Annotated in this window: 7 protein-coding genes; all 7 read left to right on the top strand. The window is 55.9% G+C overall.

Translation table 11 applies throughout. The annotated features are described in order from the left end of the window. Positions 1-310 precede the first annotated feature (310 nt). Complete coding sequence (locus tag B880_RS0120110) at positions 311-499, top strand: hypothetical protein (protein WP_017349263.1); 189 nt, start codon at positions 311-313, stop codon at positions 497-499. 189 nt (positions 500-688) lie between these two features. Then, positions 689-1,825 carry an efflux RND transporter periplasmic adaptor subunit gene (locus B880_RS0120105; RefSeq protein WP_017349262.1) on the top strand — a complete coding sequence of 379 codons (1,137 nt, stop codon included), beginning with the start codon at positions 689-691 and terminating at the stop codon, positions 1,823-1,825. 9 nt (positions 1,826-1,834) lie between these two features. Next, complete coding sequence (locus B880_RS0120100) at positions 1,835-4,972, top strand: efflux RND transporter permease subunit (protein WP_017349261.1); 3,138 nt, start codon at positions 1,835-1,837, stop codon at positions 4,970-4,972. Beyond that, positions 4,962-6,365, top strand: coding sequence for an efflux transporter outer membrane subunit (locus B880_RS0120095; protein ID WP_017349260.1), 1,404 nt, complete (start codon positions 4,962-4,964; stop codon positions 6,363-6,365). Before B880_RS0120100 ends, B880_RS0120095 begins: the two co-directional genes overlap by 11 nt. 143 nt (positions 6,366-6,508) lie before the next feature. Next, positions 6,509-7,759 (top strand): MdtA/MuxA family multidrug efflux RND transporter periplasmic adaptor subunit, encoded by a 1,251-nt coding sequence (locus tag B880_RS0120090; protein WP_017349259.1) that lies wholly within the window; start codon positions 6,509-6,511, stop codon positions 7,757-7,759. Continuing rightward, entirely contained in the window at positions 7,756-10,977 is a 3,222-nt protein-coding gene (locus B880_RS0120085; protein WP_017349258.1) for an efflux RND transporter permease subunit, read from the top strand. The genes B880_RS0120090 and B880_RS0120085 overlap by 4 nt, the downstream gene beginning before the upstream one ends. Beyond that, entirely contained in the window at positions 10,974-14,075 is a 3,102-nt protein-coding gene (locus B880_RS0120080; RefSeq protein WP_017349257.1) for an efflux RND transporter permease subunit, read from the top strand. Before B880_RS0120085 ends, B880_RS0120080 begins: the two co-directional genes overlap by 4 nt. The last annotated feature ends 1 nt before the right edge of the window (position 14,076 follow it).

Genomic DNA, 14,076 nt, shown 5'->3' with positions numbered 1-14,076 from the left:
GGTATTGATGGGTGTAAAGAACTGATATCCGTATTCTTCCCGATGGGATATCTCCATGTTCTGATGCACTGACCCACGCGGATGCGTGGGTTTTTTTTGCCTGTCATCTGCCCTTAGTGAAATAAATTCGTAACCTGTATACACCTCTTAACCACCTCTTAACGAATTCCCGCCAACAAAAAAAAAGCCAATCAGTTAGCTTACGGCTAACGCTCCGCTATGTTGCATTCCGTACCGGTCGCCAGCCCCTTACTGTGTTGGTAGCGCTGCAAGGGGCGCTCCAGTTAACTCTGAATAACGTGACGACATCATGCCAAAAACCAAAGACAGAACGCCGCGAGGTGACGGCAAGTCGGCTGCTTTCCAGATCCGCATTCATCCCGAGCTACATGACCAACTGCGTGATGTGACCAATGACGAGAACATTACGCTCTCCTGCTGGCTGAAAGACCTTGCCAGACGCGAACTGCGCCGTCGTGGTATCGAGCCAAAAGGCTGAAAATTCCCGCTAAATGGCGCAAATGGCTAAAGAATTTTGGCAAATAGCGCACGAAAAGATTACCGGTTTCGTTTCGAAAATATATTTTACGCAACCTTAACAGCTGTAAATGATCGGCCTCCCTACAATGCAATTTTTGATGAGAGTAATCACTCTCATTACTGTCTCCCCATCTTGTTGAGAAAAACTATGCGCCTGAAATTACTTTCTGCCAGCGTGGTGTTTTTACTGGCTGCGTGTGACCAGGGTGGAGCCGCACCTGCCGCGTCTGCCACACCGCAGGTCGGTGTTGTCACACTGAAAGCCGAACCCGTAACGCTGTTAATCCAGTTGCCTGGCCGTACCACCGCAGTTCGTACCGCTCAGGTCCGTCCGCAGGTCAGCGGTGTGATCCAGAAAATCCTCTTTACCGAAGGGGGAGAAGTGAAAGAGGGGCAGCCGCTGTATCAGATCGATCCTGCCACTTACAAAGCGGCCTATGATAAAGCGCTCGCGACCTGGCAAAATGACGCCACCGTGGTGAAGCGTTATCAGCCCCTGGCCGCGGCCCATGCCATCAGCCAACAAACTTACGATGATGCCGTAGCCGCAGCGCGTGAAGCGCAGGCGGATGTGGAAACCGCGAAAGTGAACCTTGATTACACGCTGGTGAAAGCGCCGATCTCCGGTCATATCAGCCGCTCGTTATACACCGCCGGTGCGTTGGTTACTGACGGACAAACCGATTACCTCGCCACCATCACTCAGCTTGATCCGATTTACGTTGATGTCAGCGAATCGTCTACCGATCTCCTGCGTCTGCGCCGTGCGTTAGCCAGCGGCAAAATTGAGAAGGTGGGGGATAACACCGCCGCCGTTGGCCTGACGCTGGAAGATAACAGTAAGTATGGTGCGGAAGGGAAGCTGGCCTTCTCTGAAGTGAATGTGGATACCACCACCGGCACCGTGGTGCTGCGTGCGGTGTTCCCGAACCCGAACAGCGAATTGCTGCCGGGGATGTACGTCCACGCTAGCTTCCCGCAGGGCATTCAGCAGCAGGGCATTTTGCTGCCACAAGAAGCCATCATGCATGACACCAAAGGGCAGCCGTATGTCTATGTGGTGAAAAGCGACAACACCATCGAGCAGCGCAGCATCTCCACCGGTGAAATGGTGAAAGCCGAGTGGCTGGTGACTGGCGGTCTGCAAGAGGGCGAGAAAGTGGTGGTGAACAATCTGCAAAGCGTTCATGCCGGTACCAAAGTCACTACCACCGCTGCGAATACCAACGATACGCCTGATGCCAATGCTGTCAGCCTCTCCATGACCGATTCAGCGGCACAATAAGGAGGCGTCATGTCTAAGTTTTTTATTGAACGCCCGATTTTTGCCTGGGTGATCGCCATTATTGTGATGCTGGTCGGTGCGATTGCGGCGATAAGCCTGCCAGTCAACCAGTATCCCAATATCTCCCCGCCGGCGGTCTCCATCTCGGTCACTTACCCAGGTGCGAGTGCTGAGACCACGCAAAATACCGTGGTACAGGTGATTGAACAGCAGCTGAATGGCCTGGATGGCTTACGTTATCTGGAATCCAGCAGTGCCAGTGATGGTAGTGCTCAGATCATCGCGACCTTTAACCAGGGCGTGAACCCGGACATTGCGCAAGTTCAGGTACAGGACCGCGTGTCACTGGCGGAATCCCAACTGCCGACCGATGTGACCCAGCAGGGTATCCGCATCCGTAAATACCAGAAGAACTTCATGATGGTTATCGGCTTGATCTCGAAAGATGGCAAGCTGACCAACGGCGATTTAGCCGACATGCTGGTTTCAAAACTGGAAGACCCGATCTCGCGTACGCCGGGTGTCGGTGACTTTATGGTGTTGGGATCGGAATATGCCATGCGCATCTGGCTCGATCCGGCCAAGCTGTATAAATACAACCTGATGCCAAGTGATGTTTCCACCGCGATTGATAATCAGAACGTGCAGGTCTCATCCGGTTCACTCGGCGGCTTGCCGACCATTCAAGGGGCGAAAACCCAGGCCACCATTCTGGGTAAAACGCGCTTCACTACCGTGAAGCAGTTTGAGAATGTGCTGCTGAAGGTCAACACCGATGGCTCGCAGATCCGTCTGAAAGATGTGGCAAGCGTCGCACTGGGCCCGCAAAGCTACGGCATTGATGCCACCATGGATGGCAAACCTGCCGCCGGTATTGCGCTGCGCCTGGCAACAGGGGCTAACCAGTTAGATACTGCGAAAGCGGTACGCGCCACTGTGGCGGCGTTGAAAGATTCTCTGCCCGATAACGTTGAAGTCCAGTATCCGTATGACACCTCTCCGGTGGTCAGCGCCTCGATTGAAGAAGTGGTGAAAACCCTGATTGAAGCGATTGTGCTGGTGTTTATCGTTATGCTGGTGTTCCTGCAGAACCTGCGTGCCACCATGATCACCACGCTGGTGGTGCCCGTGGTGCTGTTGGGTACCTTCGGTATTCTTTCTGCCTTTGGTTACAGCATTAACACCCTGACGATGTTCGGGATGGTGCTAGCGATAGGATTGTTGGTGGATGACGCCATCGTGGTGGTGGAGAACGTCGAGCGCGTGATGCACGATGAACACCTCGATCCGAAAACCGCCACCATTAAATCGATGGAGCAGATTCAGGGCGCGCTGTTTGGTATCGCGCTAGTCCTGTCAGCGGTCTTACTGCCGATGGCCTTCTTCTCCGGGTCAACCGGGGTTATCTATCGTCAGTTCTCTATCACCATTGTCTCGGCGATGGCGCTGTCTGTGATCATGGCGTTGATCTTTACGCCAGCGCTCTGTGCCACGCTGCTGAAAGCCAGCGCGGCGGAGCATAAAACCACCGGATTTGCTGGCTGGTTTAACCGCAAGTTCGACAGTGGCACATTGCACTACACCAATGGCGTCAGCAAAGTGATTTCACGCCGTGGCCTGTTCCTGGTGGTGTATCTGGTGATTGTCGGCGTAACCGGTTATCTGTTTACGCGCGTGCCAACCACCTTCCTGCCCGCAGAGGATCAGGGGCTGATGATGGTGCAGATGACGCTGCCCGTAAACGCCTCTTCCCAGCGTACAGAACAGGTGATCAACGACCTGAATGATTATCTGCACAAAAACGAAGCTTCGATTGTCACTACCAACTTTGGCGTATCAGGCTTTAACTTTGCCGGTCGTGGGCAGAACAATGCGATGGCCTTTGTGCGCCTGAAAGACTGGGGCGAACGTACCCACAGCGGACAAAGCGTGCAGGATCTGGCTAACCGCGTTATGGCCCACTTCGCCAACTACAAAAACGCGAAGATCTTTGCCCTGGTGCCGCCAGCGGTAATGGAATTGGGTAACGCCACCGGCTTTGACCTCTATCTTCAGGATACCGGTGGACACACCCATCAGCAGATGATGGATGCGACACACCAGCTGATTGACCTCGCCAATAAAGATCCGCGTCTGACGCAGGTACGTATGAATGGCCTGGAAGATGAGCCGCAGTATCAACTGGAGATCAACGACGAGAAAGCCAGTGCCCTGGGCCTGAGCATGAGCGATATCAATGACACCCTTTCAGTGGCATGGGGTTCGAGCTACATCGATCAGTTCATGTATAACGGGCGTGTGAAAGAAGTGTATCTGATGGGGAAAGCGGACTCCCGCGTGACGCCAGACGATCTCAACAAGTGGTACTTCCGTAACACCAGCGGCACCATGGTGCCATTCTCCGCCTTTGCTTCCGGCAAGTGGGTCTATGGTTCTCCACACTTTGAACGCTTCAATGGTTTGACGGCGGAAGAGATCCTCGGTTCTCCGGCACCGGGTCTGAGTACCGGTGAGGCGATGAAGGCGGTTGATGAGCTGGCGAAGCAACTGCCGCACGGTTTCCGGGTGCAGTGGTATGGCATCTCCTATGAGGAGCAGGCTTCCGGTAACCAGACCACCCAGCTGTATATGATCTCAATTCTGGTGGTGTTCCTGTGTCTGGCCGCGCTGTATGAGAGCTGGTCGATCCCGTTCTCGGTGATTCTGGTGGTGCCGCTGGGCGTACTGGGGACTATCAGTGCGGTACTGCTGCGCGGGCTACAAAATGACGTCTTCTTCCAGGTGGGGCTATTGACCACGGTGGGGCTGGCGGCGAAGAACGCCATTCTGATTGTGGAGTTCGCCAAAGAGCTGCATGAACGCGAAGGTAAAAGTCTGGTGGACGCTGCCGTAGAAGCTGCTCGTCTGCGTATTCGTCCCATCATCATGACATCCATGGCCTTTATTCTTGGCGTGTTCCCGCTCACCATCTCCAACGGCGCGGGTGCGGGTAGCCAGCACTCCATTGGTACTGCGGTAGCCGGTGGCATGATCACGGCGACCTTCCTCGCCATCTTCTTTGTGCCGATGTTCTATGTGGTGGTTTCGCAGTTCTTCTCGCGCAAGAAAAAATCCGCAGCGACCGAGGTGGTACACAATGATAACTAAGGCTTTCTCCTGGGGCGTGTTACCCCTGGCCACCGCCATCGCGTTGACCGGCTGTACCATGGAGCCCAAATACCAGCGTCCGGCTATGCCGGTGGCGGTTCACTACGATCAACCCACTGCGGTGGGCAACGTCGCCGATTTGCCGTGGCAGAGTTTCTTCAACGACCCACAAATGCGCAGCCTGATTACGCTGGCGTTGAACAATAACCGTGACCTGCGCGTCGCGGCATTGAATGTGCAAAAAGCACAGGGCAGCGTACAGATTGACCGTGCCGCCCTGATGCCCACCATCAATGCTACCGCGAGCCAGACTTCGGCGCATGAGCCTGCCGGGCTGTATAACACCGGTAACACGCCAGAAACTTACCATGAGCTGAGCACCGGTCTGGGCGTCACCTCGTGGGAGCTGGACTTCTGGGGACGCCTGCGCAGCCTGAAGGATGAGGCGCAGGAAACCTACCTCTCCACGGCGGAAACCGAGCGTGCTACCCGCATTTCGCTGATTGCGGAAGTGGCCTCGGACTGGCTGACCCTCAGCTCCGATAACGACCTGCTGCACCTGGCGGAAAACACCGTCACCAGCCAGCAAGAGAGCTATCGCCTGACGAAACTCAGCTACGCCGGAGGCGTCAGCAGCGATCAGGATCTGGCGGAAGCAGAAAGTACGGTACGCGCGGCTCAGGCGGATGTGGCGAGCTACACCCGTCAGGTGCGTCAGGATGTGGATGCGTTGCGCCTGCTGGTGGGCACTGAACTGCCTGCCACGCTGCTTGCACATGCCACGCTCAATCAGAACTGGCAGTTCCCGGCAACGCCAGCGGGACTCCCCTCTGATCTGCTGACGCGCCGTCCAGACATCATGGCGGCAGAACATACCTTGAAAGCGGCGAATGCCAATATCGGCGCGGCGCGGGCTGCCTTCTTCCCGAATATCAGCCTGACCGCATCTGGTGGCTCTACCAGTAGTTCACTGGGCCATCTGCTAGACGGCGGCACCGGTGCCTGGTCATTTGTGCCGACCCTCTCCCTGCCTATTTTTGATGGCGGGGTCAATTCGGCTAATCTTGATATCGCGCATATTGAGAAACGCATTGAAATTGCTGACTACGAGAAGACGATTCAAACCGCCTTCAAAGAGGTGAATGATGCGCTGGCCGGTCAGGACACCTGGCAGGATCAGGTGGAGGCACTACAAAAAGAGGTAGCAGCAAATCAGCGCGATTACGACTATTCTGAATTGCGTTATAAGCAAGGCGTAGACAATTATCTCAATGTGTTAGTGGCCCAACGTTCTCTTTATACTGCCCAGCAGTCGCAGATTACCGCGCATCTGGGGCAGTTGAACCAGAAAATCACGCTGTATGAGGCGTTGGGAGGCGGCTGGAAGTCCTGATTTTTTTAACGTTACCCTTACGGTTTCTCCATGGAAAATCCATGGCACTTCAGCCGATAATACCAGCAGTAATGATCTGCTACTGAAATAATCCCCTGTCATTACAGGGGATTTTCCATTTATCCAGTAACCTGAAGAGTTCGATGACTATTAACTCCCCCCACAAATCTCGTTCCCGCTGGCTGAAATGGCTGCTGTTATTGATTGTTCTGCTGATTGCGGCGGGCGTGGTGTGGCGTTTGTTGCCGCATGGCGGAATGCCGGGCGGCGGAATGCCACCGGGGGGACGTCCGGGAGGTGGACATCGCGGTGGTGCTGGCGGCCCTCCGGGCATGGCGATGATGATGGGCGGTGCGACACTGGTTCACAGTGGCGTGGCCACCACGGCGGATGTGCCGGTGTACCTGAATGCCCTTGGCACCGTGGTGCCCAATGCCAGCGTCACCGTAACCAGCCGGGTTGATGGTCAACTGATGAAAGTGTTCTTTACTGAAGGACAAAAAGTCCAGGCCGGGCAACTGCTGGCGCAGATTGACCCGCGCAGTTATGAAGCCACGCTGCAACAGTATCAGGGTGACCTGAGCCAGAATCAGGCGCTGTTAAAAAGTGCCGAACTGACGCTGGCGCGCTACCGCAAGCTGTATGCGCAGGACTCCCTGGCGAAACAGGACCTGGATACGCAGGTGGCGACCGTGGGTCAGTATCGCGGTACGGTTGCGGCGGATGAAGCGCAAATCGCCAGTGCGAAGCTGAGCATTGAATATTCACGCATTACCGCCCCGGTCAGTGGCCGCGTGGGCCTGCGTCTGGTCGATCCTGGCAATATGGTGCAATCTTCCAGTACCACGGGCCTCGTGACGATCACCCAAATGCAGCCAGCGGCTGTGACGTTCAGCGTGCCACAGAGCAATATTCCGACGCTGGTAAAAGCGTTGCACAATGACCAGAGTATGGCCGCCACCGCCTTTGATGAAGACAACACCACCGCCTTAGCACAGGGTGAAGTGAAGTTCCTCAGCAACCAAATTGATACCAGCACCGGCACGGTGGAACTGAAAGCGATCTTCGCTAATCAGGATGATGCGCTGTTTGCCAACCAGTTTGTGAATTTGCGCCTGCAAACCGCAATCCTGAAAGGGGCCACGGTGATTCCGGCCCAGGCGTTGCAGCTCAGCAGCGACGGGAGTTTTGTGTTTGTTATCAACAAAGATAATACCGTTACGCGTAAAGCCGTGACCACGGGGCCCGCATTTGGTGAAGACAAGCAAGCGATTCTGCAGGGCGTTTCTCCGGGTGATCGTCTGGTGACCGAGGGGATTGATCGCCTGACCAACGGCAGTAAAGTGTCGCTGGTCGATGAGAGCAAAACCGCTGCAACCACCGAGGCCAAATGAACCCGTCACGCCTGTTTATCCTGCGCCCGGTCGCCACTATCCTGCTGATGATCGGGGTGCTGATCTCGGGGATATTTGCTTACCAGTTTCTCTCTACCTCGGCGCTACCGCAGGTAGATTATCCCACCATTCAGGTCACCACGCTCTATCCGGGTGCGAGCCCGGATGTGATGGCGTCTTCCGTTACCTCCCCGCTGGAACGCCAGTTGGGACAGATGGCGGGCTTAAGCCAGATGACCTCCACCAGCTCGGGGGGATCTTCTATCATTACATTGAAGTTCAGCCTCGATCTGTCTCTGGACGTTGCTGAACAGGAAGTGCAGGCGGCAATCAATGCCGCAAACAACCTGCTGCCCAGCGATTTGCCTAATCCGCCCACCTACAAAAAGGTCAACCCGGCCGATACTGCGGTGATCACACTGGCGGCCAGTTCCGATAACTTGCCGCTGACGCAGGTGCAGGATCTGGTTAACACCCGTGTGGCGCTGAAGCTGTCGCAGATCTCCGGCGTGGGGATGGTTACGCTGGCGGGGGGACATCAACCCGCAATTCGTGTGCAAATGGACCCGAAAGCGCTGGCGGCCCACGGGCTGACGCTGGCAGACGTCGATACCTTAATTACCAACAGCAACGTCAACGGTTCAAAAGGGGGCTTTGATGGCAAATACCACTCGGTCACCATCGATGCCAATGACCAGCTGCGCACCGCTGAAGAGTACGGCAACCTGATTCTCACCTACAAAAATGGTGCGGCGCTGCGTCTCAAAGACATTGCGCATATTGAACAGGGGCCGGAAAACAGCTTCCAGTCTGCCTGGGCAAACAACAGTCCGGCTATCATTATCAGCGTGCAGCGCCAGCCGGGTGCTAACGTGATTCAGGTGGTGGATGACATCAAGGCCAAGCTGCCGACGCTGCAGGCAGCGTTGCCAGACGGCGTGAAAATGACGGTGCTGTCTGACCGCACCCAGACCATTCGCGCCTCTATCAGCGATGTGCAGTTTGAATTAATGCTGTCGATTGCGCTGGTGGTGATGGTGACGTTCCTGTTCCTGCGCAATGTCGCTGCGACACTGATCCCCAGTGTGGCGGTGCCGCTGTCGCTGGTCGGCACTTTTGGGGTGATGTACCTTTCCGGCTTTAGCATCAATAACCTCTCTTTAATGGCGCTGACTATCGCCACCGGTTTTGTCATCGATGATGCGATTGTGGTGGTCGAAAACATCACCCGCCGACTGGAAGAGGGCGAAACGCCGATGCAGGCGGCGCTGAAAGGTTCCCAGCAGATCGGCTTTACCATCATCTCGCTGACGTTCTCGCTGATTGCGGTACTGATCCCTCTGCTGTTCATGGGCGATGTGGTTGGCCGACTGTTCCGCGAGTTTGCCATTACCCTGGCGGTGTCGATCTTTGTCTCGATGTTGGTTTCGTTGACCCTGACGCCGATGTTGTGCGCCTATCTTCTGCGCCATGTGCCACCGGAGAAACAGTCGCGCTTTGCCCGTAAGGGGGAAGCGGTATTCGACAAAATCGTCGATGTCTATGACCGGCTGCTCACGGTGGTGCTGAACCACCAGAAGCTGACGCTGCTGGTGGCGCTGGCAACCTTTGCGCTGACCGCCATCCTCTATCTGGCGATCCCTAAAGGGTTCTTCCCGACGCAAGATACCGGGCTGATTCAGGGGGTGACCGTGGCTTCGCAGGATGTTTCGTTCAGTGAGATGGCGAAACGGCAGCAGGCGCTGGCCAGGGTTATCTTGCAGAACCCTTCGGTGGAAAATCTCTCTTCCACTATCGGTATTGATGGCACCAACACCAGCCTGAACAGTGGCCGCTTGCAGATCAACCTCAAACCGTTTGATCAGCGTGATGATAAAGCCGATGTGGTGATCAAACAGCTCCAGCAGGCGGCAGAGCAGGTGGCAGGCATTCAGCTCTATATGCAGCCTGCGCAGGATCTGACGGTGAACGATCAGGTTTCTCCCAGCCAGTACCAGTTCACGCTGGATGATGCCGACAGTGAAAATCTGGTTAACTGGACGCCGAAGCTGGTTGAAGCATTGAAAAAACGCCCGGAGTTTAACGGTGTTGTGAGCAATTTGCAGGATCAGGGGCGCGTGGCTTACGTGGAACTGAACCGCGATAAAGCCGCACGCTACGGTATTACTGCTTCGGATGTGGATACGGCGCTGTATAACGCCTTTGGTCAGCGTCTGGTTTCCACCATTTTTACCCAGGCTAACCAGTATCGCGTGGTATTAGAAGTGAAGCCGCAATACCAGCAGTCTCCCGCTTCCTTCGATGATATCTATTTGCAGAGCACCACCAGCAGCAGTGATAGCAGCAGCACCAGCTCTACCACGAGCAGCACCAGTTCGACGACCAGCACCAGCACCACAAGCAGCACCAGTTCTGACAGCACCAGCGATACCACCACTACCACAGGCATGGTGAAGCTGACGTCGATTGCGACAATTCATGAACGTACCGGCTCGCTGATGCATATGCGCCTCAACCAGTTCCCGGCGGTGATGTTGTCGTTTAACCTCAACAACGGTTATTCGCTGGAAGACGGGCAGAAGGCGATTGCGGAAGTCACGCAGCAGTTGCAGTTGCCTTCCAGCATCACGCTGCGTTATCAGGGGGAAACCTCTGCGTTCCAGAGCGCCACCGGCAACACGCTGTGGCTGATTCTGGCGGCGTTGATCACCATGTATGTGGTGCTGGGTATCCTGTATGAAAGCTTTATTCATCCGGTCACGATCCTCTCTACGCTCCCTTCGGCGGCGGTAGGCGCACTTCTGACGCTGCTGCTGTCCGGCACCGAATTCAGCCTGATTGCGCTAATCGGGGTGATTTTGCTGATCGGCATCGTGAAGAAAAACGCCATTATGATGATCGACTTTGCGCTGGAAGCGGAGAATAAGCAGCATCTCAGCCCACGCGAGGCGATCCATCAGGCCTGCCTGTTGCGCTTCCGCCCGATCCTGATGACCACCATGGCGGCGCTGTTGGGCGCGCTCCCGCTGATGCTGGCATCGGGTTCTGGTGCTGAGCTGCGTCAACCGCTGGGGTTGGTGATTGTTGGTGGATTGGTGTTCAGTCAGGTGCTGACGCTGTTCTCCACGCCGGTTATCTACCTGTGGTTTGATGGGATTGCCCAGCGCGGTAACGCATGGGTGAAACGCCGTCAGCAGCAGGCCCGAGGCGCAGAATGAATCTGACGCGTATGTTTATTTTCCGCCCGGTTACCACGCTGTTGTTGTCGATGGCGATTCTGCTGCTGGGCGTGCTGGGCTATCGCTTACTGCCGGTTGCGCCGCTGCCGCAGGTGGATTACCCCACCATTATGGTCAGCGCCAGCCTTGCCGGTGCCAGCCCTGAAACCATGGCCGCCACGGTGGCTACGCCGCTGGAGCGGGCGCTGGGGCAGATTGCGGGCGTCAGTGAAATGACCTCCAGCAGTTCGCAGGGGTCAACGTCTGTGATTTTGCAGTTTGACCTCGACCGTGACATCAACGGTGCGGCGCGTGACGTGCAGGCGGCAATCAACGCCGCCCGCAGCTTGTTGCCGAGCAGCATGGAGTCGTTACCCACCTACCGCAAAGCGAACCCTTCCGACGCACCGATTGTGATGCTGGCGCTGACCTCCTCTTCGCGCACGCCGGGCCAGTTGTACGATCTGGCTGAAAGCAAAATCGAACAGGCGATGGGGCAGGTGAAAGGGGTAGGGGAAGTGTCGCTGATGGGCAGTGCCCTGCCAGCCGTCCGCATCGATCTGCAACCGATGAAGCTTACCCAATACGGCATTTCGCTGGATACCGTGCGCACAGCGATTGCCAACAGCACCACCGATTTACCGAAAGGGATGTTGCAGGGCAATAACCAGTCCTGGGTGGTCGACAGCAACGGTCAGTTAGATAAAGCCGCTCAGTATCAGGATCTGATTGTCAGCTACAGCAACGGCAAAGCGGTACGTTTGCATGATATCGCAACGGTCTATGACTCGGTGGAAGATAAGTACCAGGCCGGTTTTCTCAACGCCACCCCTTCGGTGATGATTGGCATTAAGCGTCAGGCGGGCGCGAATATGCTGGAAACCATCGATGAAATCAAAGCGCAACTTCCGGCGCTGGAGAAAGATCTGCCTGCGGATACGCAGTTGAAGATCGTGGTTGACCGCTCGCCTACGGTACGTGCTTCGCTGTATGACACGGAAGAAACCTTGCTGGTTGCCACGCTGTTGGTGATTGCGGTGGTCTTTATTTTCCTGCGTAATCTTCAGGCGGTGGTGATCCCCGCGCTGGCGCTGCCGGTCTCCCTGATTGGCACCTGCGCGGTGATGTATCTGCTGGGCTACAGCCTTGATAACCTCTCGTTGATGGCGTTGATCGTCTCCACCGGCTTTGTGGTGGACGATGCGATTGTGGTGCTGGAAAACATCACGCGCCATATCGAAAGGGGGCTAAGCCCGGTGCGTGCTGCGGTACGCGGGGCGCGAGAAGTAAGTTTTACCGTGCTGTCCATGACGGTTTCACTGGTGGCGGTATTTATTCCGATCTTACTGATGGGCAGCCTGGTCGGGCGCATGTTCCGTGAATTTGCCGTCACGCTGACTGTCTCATTGCTGATCTCGATGTTTGTTTCACTTAGCCTGACGCCGATGCTCTGTTCACGTCTGCTCAAGCGCAAACCAAAGGTGACGCAGCGGCCACATCCTGTCTATCAGTGGATTGAAAACCAGCTCAATAGCCTGCTGGCGGCTTACTCTAGCGGGCTGGATTGGGTGATGCGTCACCAGAAAATCACCCTGTTTAGTCTGTTTTTGACTATCGTGCTGAACTTGTTCCTCTATTCGGTGGTGCAAAAAGGCTTCTTCCCGAATCAGGATACCGGACTGCTGATGGGGGCACTGCGTGCCGATCAAAACATCTCTTTCCAGGCGATGAAACCCAAGATGTTGCAGTTCACTAAAATCATCGAATCCGACCCGGCGGTAGAGACCGTCATGTCTTCGATGGGGAGCGGCATGTTTGGCTCACGTAACAGCGCGAACTTCTTTGTCCGCCTGAAAGACTTTGATAAGCGCGATGCCACCGCAACCGAGGTAGCGAACCGGCTGAGTATGAAAACCAGCCATATTGCCGGGGCGCAGATGTTCCTGATGGCGGCCCAGGACCTGCATGTGGGGGGGCGCAGTGCCAATGCCACCTACCAGTACAGCCTGCAAGCGGACGATCTTAATCTGCTGCGCCAGTGGTCACCGAAGGTGCAGGCGGCGCTGAGTGCGATACCCCAGCTCAACAGCGTGGATTCAGACTCACAAACCGGCGGCCAGGAAGTGGTGATCAATATTGACCGCGATCGGGCGAAGCGCTTCGGCATCAACGTCAACATGATCGATACTCTGCTCAATAACGCCTTTAGCCAGCGTCAGGTGGCGACGTTGTATCACACGCTGAATCAGTACCATGTGGTGATGGGCCTGCAAGATAACTACACCCGCGATCCGGAGATGCTCAAACAGCTCTATGTGATTAACGACAGTGGCGATCGCGTGCCGCTTTCGGCTTTCGCCACCTTTAGCGGCGGGAATGCACCGCTTTCGGTGGCGCACCAGGGGCAATCAGCGACCACGACCATCGCGTTTAACCTCAATGATGGCGTTTCGCTGGAGCAGGCGCAGGTGCTTATCAAGCAGGCGATGGCGCAGATTGGCTTACCTTCCACCATTCAGGCGGGCTTTGCCGGGACGGCGCAGGCGTTTACTCAGTTAACAGCGACGATGCCGTGGTTGATTGTGGCTGCGTTGTGCGCGGTCTATATCGTGCTGGGGATGTTGTATGAGAGCTATATCCACCCGCTGACCATCCTTTCAACGCTGCCTTCGGCAGGGGTTGGCGCGCTGCTGCTGTTGCTGCTCACGAATACCCAACTGACCATTATTGCGCTGATCGGGATTATCTTGCTGATCGGGATTGTGAAAAAGAATGCGATCATGATGATCGACTTCGCCTTGCACGCAGAACGCACCGAGGGGATGACGCCCCAGCAGGCGATCACTCAGGCCTGTTTGATGCGCTTCCGCCCAATCATGATGACCACGCTGGCGGCTTTCTTTGGTGCTCTCCCGCTGGCCTTGGGCAGTGGCGGGGATGCCGACCTGCGCAGCCCGTTGGGCATTGCGATTGCCGGTGGCCTTGCGCTGAGCCAGCTTCTTACACTCTTTACCACACCGGTGGTGTATCTCTGGCTTGATCGCCTGAGTCGCGCCACGAAACGCCAGTGGCACCGGTTGCGCCCTACAGGATCCTGAT

The organism is Pantoea sp. A4, assembly GCF_000295955.2.
Classification (GTDB): domain Bacteria; phylum Pseudomonadota; class Gammaproteobacteria; order Enterobacterales; family Enterobacteriaceae; genus Pantoea; species Pantoea multigeneris.
Note: the sequence above shows the minus strand (reverse complement) of the source record. Positions and strands in the feature narration are given on the sequence as shown.